Source organism: Mycolicibacterium llatzerense (assembly GCF_025331195.1).
GTDB classification, from domain to species: Bacteria; Actinomycetota; Actinomycetes; order Mycobacteriales; family Mycobacteriaceae; genus Mycobacterium; species Mycobacterium llatzerense.
On record NZ_LXOV01000001.1, the window covers coordinates 2,444,057 to 2,464,969 of the forward strand.

The window sequence follows — 20,913 nt, forward strand, 5'->3', positions numbered from 1 at the left end:
GCCGAACTTTGGAGCTGTGTTGACGTCATCCCGCCGTGTTCGTGGCGCCTGGCTGGCTGCTGCGCTGGCCGTCCTTGCCGTGCTCGGTGGGACAGTGGTGTCGTCGACGTCGCGCTGCCAGGAGGGTTGCAAGGTCGTCGCTGCATCGCGCGACCTGTCCGTCTCGCAGCCGGCCGCGCCCGAGCCCGCCGCGCTGCGCGTCACGCCGGCCGGTGGGACGAAGGACGTCAGCCCGGCCGCGCCCGTCAACGTCACGACCGCCAGCGGCACCATCACCGCGGTGACGATGGTCAACGGCGCCGGAAAAGAGATTCCCGGGACCCTCGGACCCGACGGCAAGACCTGGACGCCCGCCGAACAGCTCGGCTATGGCCGCAAGTACACGATGACCATCGAGGCGCGCGGCCCCTCGGGCATGCCGTCGCGGCAGACGTCGAGCTTCACCACGCTGGACCCCACCTACCAGACGGCGGTGTACCTCAACACCGTGTCCGGCGCTTCGCTGCAGGAGGGTGGGACCTACGGCGTCGGCGTCGTGGTCACCGCGCACTTCGACGAGAAGATCGAAGACAAGGCCGCCGCCGAGCGCAACCTCGTCGTCACCACCAACCCGCCGGTTCCCGGTTCGTGGCACTGGGTCGACGACGCCAACGCGCACTGGCGCCCGGAGAAGTACTACGCGCCGAACACGACCGTCACGGTCGCGGCGAAGATCTATGGCCTCAGGCTCGGCGACGGCACCTACGGCCAGCAGGACGAGCACGTTTCGTTCCGGATCGGCAATGCCCACGTTTCCGTCGCCGACGACCACACTCACCAGGTCAGCGTCTTCGACAACGGCAAGCTGGTGCGCACCATGCCGACCTCCATGGGCATGGGCGGCACCGAGTCCGTCGGCAACACCGTCATCTCGTTCTGGACGCCGCCCGGCGTCTACACCGTGATGGACAAGGCCAACCCGGTGATCATGGATTCCTCGACGTTCGGGTTGCCGGTCGGCAGTCGCCTGGGCTACAAGGAGACCATCCCGTGGGCGACCCGGATCAGTCACGACGGCATCTACCTGCACCAGTTGAACTCGACCATCTGGGCGCAGGGCAAGCAGAACACCTCGCACGGCTGCCTGAACCTCAACAGCGAGAACGCCAAGTGGTTCTATGACTTCTCCGTGCCGGGCGACATCGTCGAGGTGAAGTTCACCGGCGGCGAGCCGCAGAAGCTGAGCCAGAACGGCGACTGGAGCATGCCGTGGGACCAGTGGGTGCGCGGCTCCGCGCTGCCGCCGCCGCTGGTTCCCGTCGCACCCGTCGCCGCGCCGCTGCCGCCGCGCTAGTCACCCCTCGCGGGACCAGTCGGGCCAAGTGTGAACTATCTCACTATGACCCGTATTTCGGCGTAGCCTTAGGGCATCTTCGGCAAGGAGGGAGATGCGAATGAAGGGCGCGTATCACGATCCGGTGGACCATTCCCGAACTACGCAACCGCACGCCGGTGAATCCTTCATCGACACCCTGTGGCTGCCTGGCCTGGGCCTGATCGCACTCGGCATCGTCACCATCGCCGGCTTCGTCTTCGCGACCGCGTTCGGTCACACGGGGCTCGAGCTACCGCTCGGCCTCATCGCCGGCGCGTTGGTCACCGCAGGGGCGCTCATCATCACGTTCGAGCATCTGCGGGTCAAGCGAGTCGAGCAGCGGTGGCTTGCCGACCATCCCGAACGGCGCCTGCACGCAGGCTGACCGCCCGGTGGTCTAGCGCGGCAGCAGCCGCAGAATCTCCGGCGTCCGCGGATCGAGGATGTCGTCGAAGTCGTGATGCTTCTCGACGTACGCCTTGACCATGGGGCAGATCGCCACGATGCGCTTGCCCTGCTCCCGGGTGGTCGCCAACGCCTGGGCGATCAGCACGCTGGCCAGCCCGCGCCCGCCGAACGCCGGATCGATCTCCGTGTGGTAGAAAACCCGCTGCTCGCCATGCTCGATGAAAGCGGTGAGCCCCACGGACTTTCCCTCGACCGCGATGCTGAACCGGTCGGCTTCCTGGGTCACCTCGACGGGTTCGCCGTTCTTGTCGGTGAGCATTACTGGGGCCTTTCCTCCGGTGGGTGGTTTCCGCGGGACCAGGCGGGTGGTCGGTAGCGGGGGAGCGGGCAACCGCGCCGGCTCACCCTGGTAACCGATGACTTCGCCGAACTGTTCGGATTCGGCCTGCCACTGATTGCGGTACTCGACGATCTCGTCGTGCGTGCGCCCGACGAAGTTCCACCACATCAGCAGTTCCTCGGTGAACGGCGTGCCACCGAGAACGACGGCGCGTGCCGGTTCGGCACCGGTGTTGGCGAGGGCCAGGCGCGTGGATCCGACGCCCTGATAAGCCAATTCGTACGGCTGTACCGGCGTGCCCGCGACGGTCAGCGTCCCTTGATCGAGCAGCACGGCGTGCTCGAAGGTTGGGTCGACCTCGAACTCGACCGCGGCGCCCGCCGGCAGATCGACCTGGGCGCCGAGCAGCGGAGTGTGCGTGTGCACCGGCGACTGCTGCCCGGCCAGCGCCCCGAGAAAGACCGACACGGTGGCACCGCCGAAGGAAACCGGCTGTGGCGCATAGTGATCGAAATTGCGGGGACCGTGGCGTGCGGCGTCGGGCAGCGCGACCCACAACTGGACACCGTGCAGGATGGTCGTCGCCGGGGTGGAGACCTCCGAGTGGCAGATGCCGGCGCCGGCCGTCATGAGGTTGAGCTCGCCGGGCCGCACCATTTCGTGGACGCCATGCGAATCGCGGTGCTCGATCTCGCCGCTGAACAACCAGCTGACCGTCTGCAGACCGGTGTGCGGATGCGGCGGGACGTCCATCCCGGCCTTGGTGCGCACGTCTTCCGGGCCGTAGTGGTCGGCGAAACACCACGCGCCGACCAGCGAGCGCTCACGTTGCGGCAAGGTGCGACGGACCATCATCGCGCGCGGTCCGCCCAGCGGCACCTCGCGCGGCTCCAGAATCTCGATGCGGTTGGGAGGCCCGGCGGCACAGTCGTATTCGATGGGGTCTGCCTCAAGATTGCTCACGATTCGCCTTCCAGGCTGCGTACCATCGTCGCGTTCGCTCAGACCATACCCGCGCCGTCCTGACCGCAACCTGAAAGTAGGCAATGGACACCACCGAACCGGGCCTCGCGCACGTGCACATCGACAAACAGTCGCCCCACGCCTACCGGGCGCTGGTGGCGGTGGCGACCGCGGTCGGCAAGACCGCCGCCGAGGCCGGATTGCCACCCGCGCTGGTGGAACTGATCAACACGCGGGTGTCGCTGGTCAACGGCTGCCCGTCGTGCTTGGAGATTCATCACCGGCGCGCGGTGAAGGCGGGCGTCACCGAAAAGCAGCTGGCGACGCTGCGTGCGTGGCGTGACACCGAACTGTTCTCCGAGCAGGAACGGGCCGCGCTGCGGCTGGCCGAGATCACCACGACGCTGCCCGATCACGACACCGCCGAACGCGAATACGCAAGGGCGCGAGCGGTACTGAGCGACGACGAGCTCTCCGCGGTCATCTGGGTGGCCACCGCGATCAACGCCTTCAACCGGGTGTCGATCCTGAGCCGGCACCCGGTGCGGCCCTAGATACTGGCCCGCAGCCGGTCGCGCAGACCCGACGCGCGCAGCGCCTGACGTTCGACCGCCGCCCGCACTTCGTCGGCCGACCCGACGATGCGCACCTTCTTCTTCGCACGTGTGACGGCCGTGTAGAACAGCTCGCGGGTCAGCAGCCGGGAGTCGGCGGGCGGCAGGATCACCGTCACCTCGCCGGCTTGTGAGCCCTGGCTCTTGTGGATGGTCAGCGCGTACATGGTCTCGACGTCGACGATGCGGCTCGGCGAGAACTGTTGCGTCGCAGTCGCACCCGCGATGTACACCTGGACGCCGTCCGGCCCGGCGGCGACCAGGCCGGTGTCGCCGTTGTAGATGCCCAGTGCGTAGTCGTTGGCGGTGACCAGCAGCGGGCGGCCGGGGTACCACGGCGACCAGGTGGCCTGCCCGGTCTCGTCGGTGATCCAGCGCTCCACCTGACGGTTCCAGTGCCGAACCCCATAGGGCCCGTCGCGGTGCGCGCACAGCAGGCGGTGCTCGTCCATGGCCGCGAGACCGTCGTCGCCGGCGCCCAGTAGCGCGCATTCGCGAACTCTCAGTGCGTGGCCCACCAGAGCCGGGCGCAACACCGCGGCCGGGTCGGGATCCTCGACGAATTCGATCGCCGGATCCCCGGCCCGCAGCAGGGCCAGCACCTGATCGGCGGCACCGGACCGGATCGCTTCGGCCAGCCCGCCGATCGCCGCGCCGAACCGGTGCGTGGTGCGCAGCGCCGCGATCTGGATGGCCGGGTGGTCGGTGAGTCCGTCGACCAGATCTGCGAGCACGGCGCCCGCCTGCACCGAGGTCAACTGGTCGGGGTCGCCGACGAGTAGCAGCCGGGCGTCGGGCCGGACGGCCTCGAGCAGCCGGGCCATGAGCGTCAGCGACACCATGGAGGTTTCGTCGACGACGATGACGTCGTGCGGCAACCGGTTGCCGCGGTGGTGCTTGAACCGCGAGGCGCTGTCGGGGCGCCCGCCGAGCAACCGGTGCAGCGTGACGGCCCGCAGCCCACTGAGCCGCTCCTGGTCCGCGGCATCCAGCTTGGCCACCTCTGCCGAGACCGCTTCCTGCAGCCGGGCGGCCGCCTTCCCGGTCGGCGCCGCGAGTGCGATGCGCAGCCGGCCCGGGTGCGCGGCCTGCGCCAGGAGGGCGAGCAGCCGGGCCACGGTGGTGGTCTTGCCGGTGCCGGGGCCGCCGGTCAGCACCGTCACCGGTTGGGCCAGCGCGAGTTGCGCCGCGGCCCGCTGCTCCGCGAAACCCGTTGGCGGGAAAAGTCGTTCGAGCTCGACATCGGTGACGGACTGCGATCCCTGCGCCGACAGCGCCAGCAGGTCGGTGCACACCTGCTGTTCCTCGCGCCAGTAGCGATCGAGGTACAGCAGCCGCTCGTGGTCCAGCCGGATGGCGGTGCCCGTCAACGGGCTGCCCGCGACGGCGGCGATCAGTTCGTCGGGAGCCGGCCACGGTAGGTCGCCGTCGGCCCCGCTGCCGACGTCCTCGGCGACGGTGGCGAGGTCGACGCACACCGAGCCTTCCCGCAGCGCCCGGACCGTCAGCGCGACCGCGAGCGCGACGACCTCGCCGGCCTCGTCCGCCAGCGCGCAACATCTCTGGGCCACATGGATATCGGCCGCGTTCAGTACTCCGGCGGCGTTGAATGTCGCCAGCAGACCGGTAGCCGCGGGTACCTGGCGCCAGTCCATGGGGTCGGGCAACCGGTCCGGTGTCGCCTGCAGCGGTGCGGTCATGATTCGCGTCCTCGATCCAACAGGTCGGACAGCCCGCTCACCAGGTCGACCGGGGGCTGCCAGCTGAACACTCCGCATGGGTGACCGTCGACCACGGGGGTCGCCGGTCCGCACATGCCGCGGACGAACAGGTACGCCACGCCGCCCAGATGCTGCTCGGGCGTGTAGTCGGGCAATCGCCACCGCAGGAACCGGTGCAGCACAACCGAATACAACAACGCCTGTAAGGGGTAGTCGGAGTGCATCATGGCCTCGGCGAGCCGCGGCGCGGTGTAGTCCGCCGCCGTGTTCTCGGTGCCGAAGTCGCCCAGCCGGTTGGTCTTGTAGTCGACCACCAGATACTTGTGGCCTCGTTCACCCGGCACCCGCAGCACCGCGTCGATGGAACCGGACAGGTAGCCGTGCAACCGTTGCTGCCCCAGCGGTTCGGCCCGCAGCCGGGCACCATAGGCGGACAACGGATCCGACGCCGGCAGCAGCGCGCTCACCAGCGCGCCGACGTCGCCGAGCCGGATGTCCCGCGCCGCGTCGGGCCGATCCTGGCCACCACCCAGCGGCATCTCGAAATCGAGTTCCCGCAACCGATCCCGCAATCCGATCTGCCGCAGCGTGAAACCCGGCGCCAGCGGGCCGAGCGGGGTGTCGTGCATCGGCACCAGGGCCGTGGCGAGCTCGCCGGTCGGCACCTCGACGTTCCACAGCCCGGACTGCTCGTCGATCCGGGCGGCCAGCTCGGCGGTGAGATCGTCGGACAGGGGATCGGCCCGTTCGAGCACGGCGTGCACCAACGAACCGAAGGCAGCGCCGGCCGGCAACTGCGCCATCGGCGACGGCAGATCGCCGGGCAGTGGACCCGGCGGTGCCTCGGTGACGACGTCCGCTGATTCGTCGTCCCGCAGCGTCGTGTCCGGTTCGCTGCTCACGGCCTGCCCGTCGTCGTGCACGACCCGGACCAGAGCCGAATACGACGTCCGGCGCCAATGAGTGTCGATGCTGCGATGGAAATGCCGCACATCCAGGTCCAGGGGGGCCGACGGCGCCGGTGGAGACATCGGCGTCCCGGGCTCGGCCGCCTCGACCACGGGACCGCCCGCGTGCTCCCACGCGGTGAAACAGGCCATCGCATCGTCATCCGAAACCGTCTGTGGGACAAGGGTGTCCGGCACGGTGGTGGCGCCGGGCCGGCGGCCCCGCAGCAGCCGCGACAGACCGCCGTTCTGCTCGTCCCGCGACGGCGCCCACCACGCCACCACCTGCGACTGCGCCCGGGTGAGTGCCACATAGGTGAGCCGGACGTTGTCCCCGGCGATCTCGGCCAGGCCGGCCTGCTCCGCCGCGGCGCGGTCGGTGGCCCCGGCGCCACCGAGATGCAGACAGCGCGTGCCGTCGGTGTCATGGAACCGCAGCACGGTGTCTGCCTTGACGAACCGGTTGAACCCGAACGGCAGATACACCACCGGGAACTGCAGGCCCTTGCTGCGCCACACCGTCATGATCTGCACCGCCGCGGCGTCACTGTCCAGACGGCGGTTGCGTTCGGCCGGGCCGCCGCGGTCCTTCAGTTGGCGGCGCAGCCAATCTCGCAGGGCGGGCAGGTGATAGCGCTCGCGGTGCGCGGTTTCGTGCAGGAGTTGGCTGACGTGCGCCAGGTCGGTCATGTGCCGCTCGCCGCCTCGATGCCCGAGGACCCGTTCGGGCAGGCCCAGCGATACCGCGGCCTCGAACACCGCCGCGATACCGCGATCCCTGGCCAGGCCCGCCCAGTGCCGGATGGTGGTGGTGATCTGGTCGGTCAACTCGTCGCCGCCGGCAGCCAGATCCGCCGCGCGGTGGCCGAAGAACATGGTGGTCGCGGCGGCCCGCGCCACGCCACTGCGATTGGGGGTGTCGAAGGCATCGAGCAGCCGCAGCCACTCGGCCGCCGCAGCCGAGGCGAACACATCGGTATCACCCGAATACACCACCGGAATACCCAAGTCCAGCAACGCATCCCGGCACGGTACGGCGTCCAGGCCGCTGTCGACGATCACCGCGATGTCGCCGGCGGTCAGCGGCCGGCCATCGAACTGTGCGCCGCTGGCCAGCAGTACCGAGATGTCCGCGGCGAGATCCTTGGCGATGTACGGCCGCAATTGGCCGATCGGGACCATCCTGCGCTGCGGCGTCCCGAACTCCGTGCGCGCCACCACCCGCAGCCGGAACGGATCGTTGCGCGGCGCCCCGGTGAGTCGGTGACGGTCGGTGCGTGCCTCGACGGGATGCACCACGATGTCCTCGTCGCCGAGGGCCGCACCTTTGAGCACCGTCTGCAGCCGGTCCACCAGAACCTTGTCGCTGCGCCAGTTCTCGGCCAGGGTCAGCCGCTGGTCGGCGCTGCGGGCGGCATCCAGATAGGTGACGATGTCGCCGCCGCGGAACGCGTAGATGGCCTGCTTGGGGTCGCCGATCAGGACGACGGCGCTGTGCCCGACGAAAGCCCGCGAGATCACCTGCCACTGCACCGGGTCGGTGTCCTGGAACTCGTCGACCATGACGATCGGCCAGCGGCGGCGCATCCGGTCGCGGGCCGGTGCGTCGGACTCCTCCAGTGCGGTGGTCAGCCGGCTCAGCAGGTCGTCGAAGCTCAATACCCCCTGCCGGCGTTTGCGGCGTTCGAGTTCTTCGAGCACTCCCGCGGCGAATGACAAGCGTTGTGCCGCAACGCTGTCTGGGTCGGCGGTCGCGGGCCGCAGTTGTGCGCTGGGATCGCCGACGACCCGCTTGGCCAGGTCGAGCGCATCGGCGAAGCTCAGTGCGGGCTCGTCGCGCTGGTCTCCGTAGGTCGTCAGGTACAGGTCGGAGACGATCTCTTCCACCAGGTCATCGAGGCTCTCCACCAGCTGGGCGCCCGAATCGGTGTCACCGGCGATGCCGAGGGAACGCAGTACCAGCCCGCAGAACTCGTGCGTGGTGGCGATGGTCGCGGCGTCGAAATCCGACAATGCGGCGCGCAGGCGGGCGCGGCGCAGGACCAGTTCGTCGGGCGCCGCGGCGGCCAGGTGGCGGATCAGGTCGTCCGCATCGTCGGGCGGATCATCCAGCGCGGCAACGGTCTTCACCAACTGGGCCCGCACCCGTTCTCGTAGTTCCCGGGTGGCCGCACGGCTGAACGTGATCAGCAGCATCTGGTCCAGCGTGGCGGCGCCCTCGGCGACGTACCGGGTCACCAGACCGGCGAGGACATAGGTCTTGCCGGTACCGGCGCTGGCTTCCAGCACCGTCGTCGTCGCCGGTTCCGGCAGCGGGCCGAGCAGGTCGAACGCGTCCATCAGATCCGCCGTTCGGCATCGAGCAGCGGCCGCCACAACCGGGACGCGTAGGCGCCCAGGCGCGTGTTCTCACCCGGCACGGCGACCTCGTCGGGCCGCGGCGCGTCGAGGAGCACCGCCAGTGGCGCGGCCAGTCCCCACACTTCGACATACTCGGCGCCGTCCTTCTCCCAGCGCCACTCCGAATCGGCACCCCGCTCGGGTACGGGGTCGTCGAACTGCCGCGCCAGCGCCCATTCCAACGACGTCTTCAACGGCAGTGGCAGCGGTTCGCGCCGGCCCGCGTCGTAGATCGCGACCAGTTCGCGCAGCACCGAAAGCGGTTGCTCCGGAGGCTGGTACGCCATGGCCTGCATGGTGTTCCGCGGACCACGGCCGATGCAGTACGCCTCCCACTCCCGCTCCGGGGCGCCCGCGGCCAGCGCCACCAGGGTGACCCAGGCCTGCAACCGGTGCTTGGCGCCCAGCTTCGAATAGGTGACCGTCACCGTCCGGTCCTGCCACAGCGGGCCGACGGTGCCGGTGAGCCTGCGCCCGGCGCCCAGGTCCACATCGATGTCCAACGCGCCGGCCTCGCCCCGCTGCAGCGTCCGCGCGGCCGTCGCCAGTTCGATGGCCTCGCCGCGGATTTCGCGGGCCTGACGCCAGCCGAGGTGTCCCGGCGGCAGCGTGCCGCGCCGCCACTCGGCGCCGATGACGAAGTCGGGATCCCGGCCGATCTTCAGATCGTCGAGCATGCGTTCCCCGACCGCCCACTTGCCGAGGCCGTCGATGGCGACCGGGATGGCATCGGACAGTTCGTCGGCGTCCCACGGCAGCGTGTAGTCCAGCGCCCGGAAGAAACCCTTGACCGGGTTCGCGAAGAACCTCAGCAGCTCGGCCAGTTCGACGTCGCCGCACGGGGATTCGTCCAGCGGGCCATCGATGAGCCGTGGCTTCGGCCGGCGTTCCCCGAGGACGGCCCTGGCCCCGCGCAACGCTGCCGGGTCGTAGGTGAACGGCCGGTCGGGCACCAGCCGGTCGCGGGCGACGGTGCGAATGTCGAAGGGCTGCAACGGGTGATCGGCCACGATGCGGCCGCGCACCGGCTCACCGGTGGTGCGGTCGAGCGCGTCGAGCAGCTCCTGCACCGGGACCGCCGGCGGCCGGTGCTCACCGGAGTGCTCGTCGGTGCCGGTGTAGGTGATGACCAGGGTGTCGGTGGCCGAGCAGATGGCATCGAGCAGCAACTGCCGGTCCTCGGAGCGGATGTCGCGTTCACCGGTGAGCGGATGACGGGCCAGGACGTCGTCGCCGTCGGCGATGCTGGTTCGCGGGAAGACGCCGTCGTCGAGCCCGATCAGACACACCACCCGGTGCGGCACCGAACGCATCGGGACCATGGTGCACACCGTGAGGGTGCCGGTGCGGAAGTTGGCGCGCGTCGGGCGGCCGGCCAGTTGCCGTCGCAGCAGGGACCGGACATCGGGCAGCCGCAGCGTCGTACCGGACCGAGAACCCGCGTGGGTCAGCACTTTCGCCAGTTCGCGGTCGAGTTGCCCCTGCTGCCACTGGTCGTCGGCACCGACCCGCGTGAGCTGCGCGATGCCGTCCCGCAACACCTCGACCCAGCCGTCCAGCGGCTGCGCGCCGGTGAGGCGGTCGACGACGCCGCGCAACCGCTGCACATACTCCGCCAACCGGCCTGCCAGTTCGACGCGGTTCGAGTCGACGTCGTCGAGCGGCAATGCGGTGCCCAGCCAGGCCTGCGAATCGTCGGACATCGCGGCGCCCACGAGCAGCCTGTCGACCCCGAACTGCCATGTGTTCTGCGGGTACCGCTGCAGCTCGTACGGGGTGCGGTGCACCGCGTCGAAACCCCACCGAATACCTGCGGCGCCAACCCATTCGGTGATGTCCACCAGGTCGTCGTCGCTGAGTGCGAAGCGTCGGCGCACTGGATCGCTGTGCGCCAGGCTGAGCACCGCGCTGGCGGTGGCGCGGCCGTCCGCGATGTCTAGCAGTTCGGCCAATACCCCCAGCAGGGGATTGGTCTGGGTCAGTGCGCGGTCGGCCAACCGGACCCGCAGGCCCTGGGCCGGGTGGCCCCGGTCGGCATGCTCACCCGCGCCGAACGCGGCGGTGATCAGCGGTGCGTAGGTGTCGATGTCCGGGCACATCACCAGGATGTCGCGTGGCTGCAGGGTCTCGTCGTCGTCGAGCAGGCCCAGCAGCACGTCGCGCAGGACGTCGATCTGCCGGGCCGCACCGTGACAGCGATGGATTTGGACGGACCGATCGTCCTTCAGCAGCTGACGCCGCGGGCCGGGCCGCACCTCGTCAGCCGAGATGTCGGACTGCAGCCAGCCCAACAACGTGTCCGGAAACCCGCTGCGGGGGTGGAACTGATCGGTCTGCGCGGCGGGCAGGCCCCGTTGCAGCTCCCGCAGATCGCGGCCGAGGGTCTGCAGCAGCGGATGGCTCACGCGGAGCCGGCTGGTGTCCCCGCGCCGGGGCTCCTGACCGCGCAGATCGGACAGCGTCTGCCACAACGGGTCGCTGGGATGCGGCAGCCACAGGTGCAGATCGTGATGGGTGGCCAACGCCCCGAGTAGTTCGAGGTCGGCTGCGGGCAGCCGGGTATGCCCGAACATGGACAGCCGAGACGGCAGCGCCGACGGTGAATCAGTCAGGCGGGCAATGGTTTTCGCTTGCCGTACCGAGGGTGGGTCGGCGTCGATGCGTGCGGCCGTCGCCCGCCACAGGTGCGGTTGCCAGAGCAGGTCGTCGTCCAGCCGGCCGCCCGCGCCGTCGGAGCTGCCGCCGTCGCACCAATCGGCGAGCATCGTCGGCCGGGCTTTGGCGTAGGTGTCGAACAAACCCGCCAGCCGCCGGGCCACCGCGTACCGGCGGCCCTGTCGCAGCTGGGTCTCTTCGGGGCTGCCCAGTTCGGTGTAGCCCAGGTGCGCGGCGAGGGTGTGCGCCCAATCGGGGTGGGTCTGGCCGAGGTCGTCGAGCTCCTCCAGCAGCGGCCACACCATGGCGTCGGGGTCCCACGGGTTGCTGTCGACTGTGCCGGTGATTTCCGCGAGAAGTGATGTGGGGGAGCGGAATTCGATGCCCGCGCACACGCCGTCGGCGGCCGCGCCCTGGCCGAGTACATGGGACAGCTGCTGGCTGAGCCAGCGTTCCATGCCGCGCGCGGACACCAGAACCAGCTCGGCGGCGAACGGATCCGCCGGCGGCTCGGCGAGCAGCGCACCCAGCCCAGCGGCAAGCGCGCTGGTGTCCTCGGCTCGGTGCAGGTGTAGCGCCATCGGACCACCCTAGGACGGGGCACCGACAGTTGAGCGAGGCCGGTAGGCCCAGAGACCGGGTGTTACCGGGCGGCGAATTCGGCGGCCAGGCCGTCGATGCCGGCCTGGATCGCGGCCAGCGATTCGGCGCGGGCCTTGAGCTTGCTGGCCAAGTGATGTTTGGTGTGCAGCGTCGCGGCGAAGCCGGCGGCCACCTCCTGAGCGCGGCTCAACACGTTCTCCGGCTCGACGATCTCGTCCACCCAGCCAGCCGCCCGCGCTTCCTCGCCGGTGAACGTCGCGGCCAGACCGACCGCCCGCTGGAAGGCCGCCTTGGTCAATCGCATGCGCAGGATCTCGACGCACGCCTGGGGCACCGTCATGCCGATGGCCACCTCGTTGGCCTGACACCGCATCGTGGGAGAACCGACCCGGTGGTCGCCGGACTCCAGCAGGAACGAGCCGCCGGCGATCGCGTGTCCGGTGGCGGCGATCACCACGGGGACGGGGAAACGCAGGAGCCGGGCGTTCAGTTCGATGCCGCCGCGCAGCATCGCCAGCCCGGCTGCCGCGTCACCCGAGCCGAAGATCGCGAGGTCGAACCCTGCGCTCAGCACCCGGTTGTTGCCGGCGAGCACGATCGCTTTGACCTCGGCGGCCTGCTCGGCCTGATCCAGCGCGGCGTTGATGTTCTGCTGCATCGTCGGGCTCAGGACGTTGACCTTGCCGTCGTCCAGCGTGATCGTGGCGACTGCATCGGTCACGGAGTAGGTGACGGTGCTCATCGGTTCTCCCTCGGTCGGTTCCCGGGCCGGGAACTGTTTGAGCCGATGCTAGACGGGCCCGCGGAGGCGCCGGCCGTCAGTGGACGCCGTTGCGGTGCCGGCCCTTCGGACCCTCGTCGACCCACTGGATTTCCAGTTCGGTGGTCTCGTCGGCCTCGCGGCTGCGCCACCGGTCCTGGGTTTCCCGGACCGCCCGGTTCATGCGGTCGATCTCCGCGCGGAAGACCTCGGGCTGCGTCTCCTTCGAGGCGTAGTGGAAGTACGTCAGCACGCTGCGGAGCAGCTCGAGCTTCTGCTTCTCCCGCTTGGCGAGGTCATGCGTCGTCATCAGCTCCAGCCGTTGCACCGGCTGCAGCGCGGCCCAGTCGAGCACCGCCTTCGACTCGTACTCGCGGGGCTTCGGCGCGAATCGGGACTTCTTGCCGGGCGCGGGGGCCGCCAGGTCGTAGTAGGTGAGCGTCCCCTCGAATCGGGACCGGATCGACCCGCCCAGCTCCTCCCGGCTGATCGCCGAGTCCCAGATGGTTCGCCACTCTTGCCCCGGGGCCAGGACCGAGAGTTCGCTGGGCAGCCGCAGCTCAGTGACGTCGAGCTCGCCGTCGTGGTCGGAATCCTCGTAGATCGCGACGGTCGGATGATTGGTGAACTCGAACGAGATGTTGTGCGCCGCGGTCTGCCCGAAATTGCGGACCACCAGCTCGATCAGGTGCCAGTCGGACGCGTGCGGCTCCATGAACATGGTCACCTGCGGCCGAACCTGATCCCGCTTGAGCTGGCGATTCTTGGAGAGCTGGCGATTCACCACGATCAGCACGACGATGCCGAACGCCAGCGCGGCCCAGGCCGCGATGGCCAGCCAGCTGCCCGACCCCAGGCCCGTCAGGTCATTCCAGCGTTGAGATATCCAGTCCACCGCGCCACCCAGTCGTCATTTCACCGATCGGTAATCCGACACCGAGACTAATATTCGCTGGTTGACTTGTACAACGGAGGAAAGTTCGTAGCTGCGCGCTCATGACCAGGCGACTGTGCCGCTAGCCGCCCATGAGCATGCGCCACTGGTCCAGGTTGCTGGCCCGGTAGACGTAGTTGGAGCGACGGACGTCGTCGAGCGGCGCGCTGGGTTCGGCCGAGTACCAGTGCCCGGGGAAGACCGTCGGATCGCCGGGCAGCGCGGCCAGCGCCTGCAGGCTGTGGAACATGTCATCGACGTTCCCGCCGGGGAAATCGGTGCGGCCGCAGCCCTCCAGGAACAGGGTGTCGCCGGCGACCAACCGGCCGTCGAGCAGGAAGCACTGGCTGCCGGGAGTGTGCCCGGGGGTGTGCAGCAGCTCGATCGGCACGGCCCCGACCTGCACGACGTCGCCGTGCTGGTGCGAGGTTAGCTCCGACGGCGCGATGCCGGTGACCCGGGACACCCAGTCGGCCTCGTGGGCGTTGACGTGCACCGGCACGCTGACCCGCTCCAGCAGTTCGGCCAGGCCCTTGAGCTCGAAGCCCATCATCGAGCCGCCGACGTGGTCGGGGTGGTGGTGGGTGACGAGCACGCCCGACAGGTGCATGCCGTCGGCCTCCAGGGCGTCGACCAGATCGCCCGCGGCGTAAGCCGGGTCGACTACCACACAGTCGCCGGTCTCCCGGTCGCCGATCAAGTAGGCGAAGTTGCGCATCTGCGCGGCGATCGGATCGGTCGCCGCGAAGTCGCGGCCGGCGAGCAACTGACGGAAATACAGGCGGTCATCAGGCATGCGGACAGCCTAGGAGGGTGGTCGGCCCGCGATGAAGTGCGTGGCTGCAATCTCTCGGCTCGTATCGCTCCGCGATTGAAGTCAGGTATCCATTTCGAGCTGACGGCGTCCCTGGTTTCAATCGGGAAGGGTGGGCGCGGCTGCTGATTGAAGCCAGGGATTCTCGTGACCGGTTTGTCGGGGGTCCTTGGCAGCATCGCGCCATGGGGGTATTCATCGGCAGCGAGGCATTGGCCGCGGGGAAGGTCACGCGCAATGACCTGCGGCGTCACTACAGGCGCATGTTTCCGGACGTGTACGGACCGCCCGAGCCCACCATCCGCGACCGCGTGCGTGGTGCGTGGTTGTGGTCCGGCCGACGTGGTGTCATCTCGGGAGTGGCGGCATCGGCGCTGCATTGGGCGAAATACGTCGACGACGACGCCCCGATCGAGATGTTGTGGCGGAATGGTCACCCGCCGAACGGCTTGATCGTGCGGAATGAGGCGTATGCCGCCGACGAGGTCACCACGTATGACGGGATTCCGGTCACCACACCGGCGCGGACGATCTTCGACCTGGGCCGACACCTCGACCGCGATGAGGCTGTCGCGCGGATCGACGCACTGCTGTGGGTCGGCCGGGTGGGTATCGGCGACGTTCAGCCGACCATCGGGCGATATCCGTGGGCGCGCGGTCTGGCGCAACTCCGGGTAGCACTGGCGTTGGCTGACGAGGGGGCCGAGTCGCCGAGGGAGACGCGGCTGCGCCTGCTGCTCACCGATGCGGGCATGCGCCCGACCGACACCCAGATCCCGGTCTACGAGGGCAATCGGCTGATCACCAAGTTCGACATGGGTTGGAAGCACCTCCTGGTCGGGGTGCAATACGACGGCGGTCACCATCAGACCGACCGCGAGCAGTACGTGCGCGATCAGAAGGCGCTGCCCAAGCTCGAAGCGCGGAACTGGATCGTCGTCAAGGTGATCAAGGAGGACACCGACGATGACGTCCTGGCCCGGGTAGCGGCTGGCTTGTTCCGCCGTGGCTGGCGGGCGGCGTAGTTGAATCGGTGCCTGGTAGAAGCGGGCAGCGTCCCTGGATTCAATCAGCACGCCTGCCGGGTCGATCGAATTGCACTGAGGGATCGTTCGAACGGCATAGCGGTACCTGGCGTCAATCGGGCGTTTCGAAGCCCGCGATCGTCGAAGCGTGGGACAACCGCGGGACGAGATCGGGCAAACCGGCGACGGGAACCCCCGGGGGAGTCAAAATAGGGCGGTTACGCTGCCGTTTTGGCAGCTGATTCAGCGAGACGGTAACCTCTTTAAGGCCCACGGGGCAGACGGTCGTAACCGACAGTTCGAAACCGAGGGTCAGGCCCCCTTAGCTCAGTCGGTAGAGCGTTTCCATGGTAAGGAAAAGGTCAACGGTTCGATTCCGTTAGGGGGCTCGGTGGACATATGGCGAGCGGAGCGACGGAAGTAAGAATCCGCCGCTGCGCCGCCTGTGTCTGTCGGGGCGGTGTAGCTCAGCTGGTTAGAGCGCACGACTCATAATCGTGAGGTCGGGAGATCGAGCCTCCCCACCGCTACCAGCACAACAGGGATTTACGAAGCGAAAGAGGCAGAGACGTGGCGTCGAGTACCGACGTACGGCCGAAGATCACCTTGGCCTGCGAGGTGTGCAAGCACCGTAACTACATCACCAAGAAGAACCGTCGTAACGACCCGGATCGTCTTGAGATCAAGAAGTTCTGCCCGAACTGCGGTACGCATCAGCCGCACAAAGAGTCGCGTTAGCCACTCGTCGTGGGCCTGTCGGCGGAAATTGTCGGGTATCACTACCGGCATCCTGAGTGCTACGAGGTCGGTCGCGAGAAGATTCGTGAGCACGCGATCGCCGTCCAGAACGATGACGCATGCTTTCACCGGGAGTCGGCTGCAGCTGAACTCGGGCACGACGCGCTGCTGGCGCCTCTGACGTTCATCAGCATCTTCGGCTACCAGGCGCAGTTGGCCATGTTCGAGGACGCTGGTGTCGTCATCTCGGATGCCCAGATCATTCACGTCGATCAGGAGCTGAAGTTCTTCGCGCCGATCAAGGCCGGCGACAAGCTCTTCTACGACGTCTATGTCGACTCGTTTCGGCAGGCGCACGGCACCGACATCATCGTGACCAAGAACATCATCACGAACGATCGTGGTGACGTCGTTCAAGAGGCCTACACGACCCTTGCGGGTCGTTCGGGTGAGGACGGACAGAAGGGATTCTCAGATGGCGCTTCGTGAATTCAGCTCGGTCAAGGTCGGTGACGAGTTGCCCGAGAAGACCATCAAGCTGACCCGGCAGGACCTGGTCAACTACGCCGGTGTTTCCGGCGACCTGAACCCCATCCACTGGGACGACGAGATCGCCAAGCAGGTCGGTCTGGACACCGCCATCGCCCACGGCATGCTGACCATGGGTCTGGGCGGCGGCTTCGTGACCAACTGGGTCGGTGACCCGGCTGCCGTCACCGAGTACAACGTCCGTTTCACTTCGGTGGTCCCGGTCCCCAACGACGGCATCGGCGCCGAACTGATCTTCACCGGCCGCGTGAAGTCGGTCGACGAGGAAGCCAAGTCGGTCACCATCGCGCTTTCCGCCACGACCGGCGGCAAGAAGATCTTCGGCCGCGCTGTCGCGACCGCGAAGTTGGCCTAGCCCATGCCGGTGAATCCCGACATCTTGGGGATGGTTCACAAGTACCCCCAGGTGTTCACGGTGGGGCGCGAGCAGGTCCGGCAGTACGCCAAGGCAGTCAAGTCCGACCACCCCGTGTCGATGGATGAAACCGCCGCGGCCGAGTTGGGCCACGACACCCTGATCGCCGGTCCGACGTTCGTGTCGATCGTCGCGCTGCTGGTTCAGCAGGATTTCTTCCGCGCCGTCGACGTCGGCATGGAGACCATGCAGATCATCCAGGTCGACCAGAAATTCGTCTACCACCGCCCGGTCAAGGTCGGTGACCGGCTGCACGCGACCGTCGAGATCGCATCGATCGAGCACCGGTTCGGTGCCGACATCGTGCTGACCCGCAACACCCTCACCGATGACGACGGTGGCGTCATCATGGAGGCCTTCACCACGTTGATGGGCCACGAAGGCGACAATTCGGTGTCGGTCCGCTACGACCGCGAGACCGGACAGGTGCTCCGCTCGGCCGCCGGAGCGGATTAGTAACTCAGACTGGGGCCGATGTACACTCGGTCCTCGGGGATCCACCCTTTTCAGCGCGCTGTCCGTCGGTTACAGATCGACCGATCGGGGAGCGCGCGAATTGTGTGAGGACCCAGCCGGAAGCGCCGACCTGGTCGGTGCTGAAGGGGCGTAGCTCAATTGGCAGAGCAGCGGTCTCCAAAACCGCAGGTTGCAGGTTCAAGTCCTGTCGCCCCTGCTCAACTGAATACCGATGTGGACACTGGAATTGTGACCACCTGGAACAGACGAAAGGCATGCGGTGAGCGACGAGCGCGATAGTGCCGGCTCCGCAGGCGCCGGTACTGATGCGGGCACCGACGCGGGCGAAAGCGAGTCGCAGGGCCAGACCGCAGTTGTGACGCGCCCGGCGCGTCCGACCGGAAAGCGGGCCCGGCGGGCCGTCGAGGTCGACGAGTCCGAGTCGGACACCGTCGAGGCGGATTCTGACGCCGCGGACAGCGCGGCCGACGCCGGCAAGAAGGCCAAGCCGAAGAAGGCTGAAAAGTCCAAGAAGACGGGTCCCACTCGGAACCCCTTCGTGTTCGTCTGGAACTTCCTCAAGCAGGTCGTCGCCGAGCTGCGGAAGGTCATCTGGCCGAACCGCAAGCAGATGATCGGCTACACGACCGTCGTGCTGGTGTTCCTGGTCTTCATGGTGGCGCTGATCGGTGGGGTCGACTTCGGTCTCGCCAAGCTCGTCATGTGGGTGTTCGGCTGACGCCGTCCGCCCGCCGTGACGAGCTCAAGAACGTAAGAGAGGACTGACTACCGTGACTTTCGATGGCGAGACACCTTCGGATGAGTCCGACGTGACCGCCGAGGCAGTCGAGTCGGTGGAGACCTTGGACGACACCGTGGAAACTTCGGAGACCGCGGATGTTGCCGACGCGCCCGAGGCGACCGAAGTGGTTGTCGACGAGACGGTGGAGGCCGTCGCCGAGGAGCCCGAGGACGAGGACGAGGATCCCGCGGTCGCGCTGAAGAAGCAGCTGCGGCGTCAGGCCGGCGAGTGGTACGTCATCCACTCGTACGCCGGTTACGAGAACAAGGTGAAGGCCAACCTCGAGACCCGCGTCCAGAACCTGGACGTCGGCGACTACATCTTCCAGGTCGAGGTACCGACCGAAGAGGTCACCGAGATCAAGAACGGCCAGCGCAAGCAGGTCAACCGCAAGGTGCTGCCGGGCTACATCCTGGTGCGCATGGACCTGAACGACGAGTCGTGGGGCGCCGTGCGCAACACGCCGGGTGTGACCGGGTTCGTCGGTGCGACCTCGAAGCCGTCGGCCCTGTCGCTCGACGACGTCGTCAAGTTCCTGCTGCCGCAGGGTGCCGCGAAGAAGCCCGCCAAGGCGACCTCGGCTTCCGCCGCGTCGGGTGCCGACAGCGAAGCCAGCCTGGCGCGTCCGGAGATTCTGGTCGACTTCGAGGTCGGCGAGTCCGTCACCGTCATGGATGGCCCGTTCGCGACGCTGCCCGCGTCGATCAGCGAGGTCAACGCCGAGCAGCAGAAGCTCAAGGTGCTGGTGTCCATCTTCGGACGTGAGACGCCGGTCGAATTGACCTTCACACAGGTCAGCAAGATTTAATCGCGGACTGCCAACTCGCGATTAGCAGGATGTAGTCGCACCGCGGCTACCTAGAAAGGAACACCACACCAATGGCCCCGAAGAAGAAAAAGGTCGTCGGGCTGATCAAGCTGCAGATCCAGGCCGGCGCGGCCAACCCCGCCCCGCCCGTGGGTCCGGCGCTCGGCCAGCACGGCGTCAACATCATGGAATTCTGCAAGGCGTACAACGCTGCGACAGAAAGCCAGCGCGGAAACGTCATCCCCGTGGAGATCAGCGTCTACGAAGACCGCACCTTCACGTTCGTTCTGAAGACCCCGCCGGCAGCGCGTCTGCTGCTCAAGGCTGCGGGTATCCAGAAGGGTTCGGCCGAGCCGCACAAGACCAAGGTCGCCAAGATCAGCTGGGACCAGGTCCGCGAAATCGCCGAGACCAAGAAGGAAGATCTCAACGCGAACGACATCGACGCCGCTGCCAAGATCATCGCCGGCACTGCCCGGTCGATGGGTATCACGGTCGAGTAATCCCCGGATTCGCGCAGCTGCGTGAATCCACCCGTGGAAGAGCCCGCTTCGGCTCGCTAACCACACCTCTGAACTGGAGATTCAAATGAGCAAGAACAGCAAGGCATACCGCGAAGCTGCCGAGAAGGTGGACCGCGACAACCTGTACACCCCGCTCCAGGCCGTGAAGCTGGCCAAGGAGACGTCCTCGAAGAAGCAGGATGCGACCGTCGAGGTTGCGATCCGGCTGGGTGTTGATCCTCGTAAGGCAGACCAGATGGTGCGTGGCACCGTCAACCTGCCGCACGGCACCGGTAAGACCGCCCGCGTAGTGGTGTTCGCGGTTGGTGAGAAGGCCGAGGCCGCTGTGGCCGCCGGCGCCGATGCCGTCGGTAGCGATGACCTGATCGAGCGTATCCAGGGTGGGTGGACCGACTTCGACGCCGCGATCGCGACGCCGGACCAGATGGCCAAGGTCGGTAAGATCGCCCGCGTCCTCGGCCCGCGTGGTCTGATGCCGAACCCGAAGACCGGCACCGTCACCCCGGACGTGGCCAAGGCCGTGTCCGACATCAAGGGCGGCAAGATCAACTTCCGTGTCGACAAGCAGGCCAACCTGCACCTGATCATCGGCAAGGCGTCGTTCGACGAGGTCAAGCTGGCCGAGAACTACGGTGCCGCGCTGGACGAGGTGCTGCGCGCCAAGCCGTCGTCGTCGAAGGGCCGTTACCTGAAGAAGGTCGTCCTCTCGACGACCACCGGCCCGGGTATCCCGGTCGACCCGTCGGTCACCCGGAACTTCACCGAAGAGGCGTAGGCCCCAGGCCACATCCGCTCTTACTGCGAACCCCCGTACGACTCCGGTCGTGCGGGGGTTCGTTGCATATCTCACAATGACCGCGTTCTCAGATGCGGTTCAGGTTCGTTTAGCGGCTGTCACAGGTGCGTCGCCAACCATCGAATCCATGAGCAACTGTCTGTGCGGCCACGATCGTGCCGCCCACCAGCACTACCGTGCGGGTTCGGACTGCGCGCTCTGCAAGCCAGGGGGTTGCGGGCGCTTTCGCACCGACTCGTCCGTGAGCCAGTGGCAGAGCTGGTTCCGCGCGACCGCACCCCGACCAG

Annotated in this window: 19 protein-coding genes, 3 tRNA genes and 1 pseudogene; 15 read left to right on the forward strand and 8 right to left on the reverse strand. The window is 67.7% G+C overall.

The genetic code is table 11. The annotated features are described in order from the left end of the window. The first annotated feature begins 16 nt into the window (after positions 1–16). Both A7G45_RS12070 and usfY read left to right on the forward strand, forming a co-directional pair. A complete protein-coding gene (locus tag A7G45_RS12070) occupies positions 17–1,333 on the forward strand; it encodes a L,D-transpeptidase (RefSeq protein WP_260937225.1) in 1,317 nt (438 codons plus the stop codon). Between the two features lie 100 nt (positions 1,334–1,433). Beyond that, positions 1,434–1,739 carry a protein UsfY gene (usfY, locus tag A7G45_RS12075; protein ID WP_133759506.1) on the forward strand — a complete coding sequence of 102 codons (306 nt, stop codon included), beginning with the start codon at positions 1,434–1,436 and terminating at the stop codon, positions 1,737–1,739. Positions 1,740–1,751: 12 nt separating this feature from the next. On the opposite strand, the gene A7G45_RS32845 is transcribed toward usfY, so the two are convergent. Further along, complete coding sequence (locus tag A7G45_RS32845) at positions 1,752–2,081, reverse strand: GNAT family N-acetyltransferase (RefSeq protein ID WP_260938129.1); 330 nt, start codon at positions 2,079–2,081, stop codon at positions 1,752–1,754. A gap of 21 nt (positions 2,082–2,102) precedes the next feature. Next, positions 2,103–3,065, reverse strand: a pseudogene (locus A7G45_RS12085) (pirin family protein); the annotation flags it as partial. 83 nt (positions 3,066–3,148) lie between these two features. On the opposite strand from A7G45_RS12085, the gene A7G45_RS12090 reads away from it, so the two are divergent. Beyond that, a complete protein-coding gene (locus tag A7G45_RS12090) occupies positions 3,149–3,619 on the forward strand; it encodes a carboxymuconolactone decarboxylase family protein (protein WP_260937234.1) in 471 nt (156 codons plus the stop codon). Here the strand turns inward: A7G45_RS12090 and recD are convergent. From recD to A7G45_RS12120, 6 genes are all read right to left on the reverse strand, one after another. After that, positions 3,616–5,334 carry an exodeoxyribonuclease V subunit alpha gene (gene recD / locus A7G45_RS12095; RefSeq protein ID WP_260938131.1) on the reverse strand — a complete coding sequence of 573 codons (1,719 nt, stop codon included), beginning with the start codon at positions 5,332–5,334 and terminating at the stop codon, positions 3,616–3,618. The two genes, A7G45_RS12090 and recD, sit on opposite strands and share 4 nt — an antisense overlap. Before the next feature lie 41 nt (positions 5,335–5,375). Continuing rightward, positions 5,376–8,687: a UvrD-helicase domain-containing protein gene (locus A7G45_RS12100; protein WP_260937235.1), complete on the reverse strand. Its 3,312-nt coding sequence runs from the start codon at positions 8,685–8,687 to the stop codon at positions 5,376–5,378. Next, positions 8,687–11,983, reverse strand: coding sequence for an exodeoxyribonuclease V subunit gamma (recC, locus tag A7G45_RS12105; protein WP_260937238.1), 3,297 nt, complete (start codon positions 11,981–11,983; stop codon positions 8,687–8,689). Before recC ends, A7G45_RS12100 begins: the two co-directional genes overlap by 1 nt. A gap of 62 nt (positions 11,984–12,045) precedes the next feature. Then, positions 12,046–12,747, reverse strand: coding sequence for a crotonase/enoyl-CoA hydratase family protein (locus A7G45_RS12110; RefSeq protein WP_260937240.1), 702 nt, complete (start codon positions 12,745–12,747; stop codon positions 12,046–12,048). Positions 12,748–12,823: 76 nt separating this feature from the next. Next, positions 12,824–13,660, reverse strand: coding sequence for a DUF8453 domain-containing protein (locus A7G45_RS12115; protein WP_377042032.1), 837 nt, complete (start codon positions 13,658–13,660; stop codon positions 12,824–12,826). A 121-nt stretch (positions 13,661–13,781) separates the two neighbouring features. Further along, complete coding sequence (locus A7G45_RS12120) at positions 13,782–14,495, reverse strand: MBL fold metallo-hydrolase (RefSeq protein ID WP_043401583.1); 714 nt, start codon at positions 14,493–14,495, stop codon at positions 13,782–13,784. Between the two features lie 203 nt (positions 14,496–14,698). On the opposite strand from A7G45_RS12120, the gene A7G45_RS12125 reads away from it, so the two are divergent. From A7G45_RS12125 to rplA, 12 genes are all read left to right on the forward strand, one after another. Continuing rightward, positions 14,699–15,538, forward strand: coding sequence for a type IV toxin-antitoxin system AbiEi family antitoxin (locus A7G45_RS12125; protein ID WP_260937244.1), 840 nt, complete (start codon positions 14,699–14,701; stop codon positions 15,536–15,538). A gap of 316 nt (positions 15,539–15,854) precedes the next feature. Further along, positions 15,855–15,927 (forward strand) — tRNA-Thr (locus A7G45_RS12130). A 67-nt stretch (positions 15,928–15,994) separates the two neighbouring features. Further along, positions 15,995–16,071, forward strand: a tRNA-Met gene (locus A7G45_RS12135). A gap of 37 nt (positions 16,072–16,108) precedes the next feature. After that, positions 16,109–16,276 carry a 50S ribosomal protein L33 gene (gene rpmG, locus A7G45_RS12140; protein ID WP_003881823.1) on the forward strand — a complete coding sequence of 56 codons (168 nt, stop codon included), beginning with the start codon at positions 16,109–16,111 and terminating at the stop codon, positions 16,274–16,276. A gap of 9 nt (positions 16,277–16,285) precedes the next feature. After that, positions 16,286–16,765, forward strand: coding sequence for a (3R)-hydroxyacyl-ACP dehydratase subunit HadA (gene hadA / locus A7G45_RS12145; RefSeq protein ID WP_260937278.1), 480 nt, complete (start codon positions 16,286–16,288; stop codon positions 16,763–16,765). Next, positions 16,752–17,180 (forward strand): (3R)-hydroxyacyl-ACP dehydratase subunit HadB, encoded by a 429-nt coding sequence (gene hadB / locus A7G45_RS12150; RefSeq protein WP_260937280.1) that lies wholly within the window; start codon positions 16,752–16,754, stop codon positions 17,178–17,180. Before hadA ends, hadB begins: the two co-directional genes overlap by 14 nt. A 3-nt stretch (positions 17,181–17,183) precedes the next feature. Further along, the gene (hadC, locus tag A7G45_RS12155; RefSeq protein WP_260937282.1) at positions 17,184–17,696 is read left to right on the forward strand and encodes a (3R)-hydroxyacyl-ACP dehydratase subunit HadC; all 513 of its coding nucleotides are present in this window, start codon (positions 17,184–17,186) and stop codon (positions 17,694–17,696) included. A 144-nt stretch (positions 17,697–17,840) separates the two neighbouring features. Continuing rightward, positions 17,841–17,913, forward strand: a tRNA-Trp gene (locus tag A7G45_RS12160). Positions 17,914–17,976: 63 nt separating this feature from the next. Next, a complete protein-coding gene (gene secE, locus A7G45_RS12165; protein WP_260937285.1) occupies positions 17,977–18,435 on the forward strand; it encodes a preprotein translocase subunit SecE in 459 nt (152 codons plus the stop codon). A gap of 52 nt (positions 18,436–18,487) precedes the next feature. Then, positions 18,488–19,306: a transcription termination/antitermination protein NusG gene (gene nusG / locus A7G45_RS12170; protein ID WP_260937288.1), complete on the forward strand. Its 819-nt coding sequence runs from the start codon at positions 18,488–18,490 to the stop codon at positions 19,304–19,306. A 71-nt stretch (positions 19,307–19,377) separates the two neighbouring features. Further along, positions 19,378–19,809 (forward strand): 50S ribosomal protein L11, encoded by a 432-nt coding sequence (rplK, locus tag A7G45_RS12175; protein ID WP_043401604.1) that lies wholly within the window; start codon positions 19,378–19,380, stop codon positions 19,807–19,809. Between the two features lie 85 nt (positions 19,810–19,894). Continuing rightward, a complete protein-coding gene (gene rplA / locus A7G45_RS12180; RefSeq protein WP_043401608.1) occupies positions 19,895–20,605 on the forward strand; it encodes a 50S ribosomal protein L1 in 711 nt (236 codons plus the stop codon). Positions 20,606–20,913: the final 308 nt, after the last annotated feature.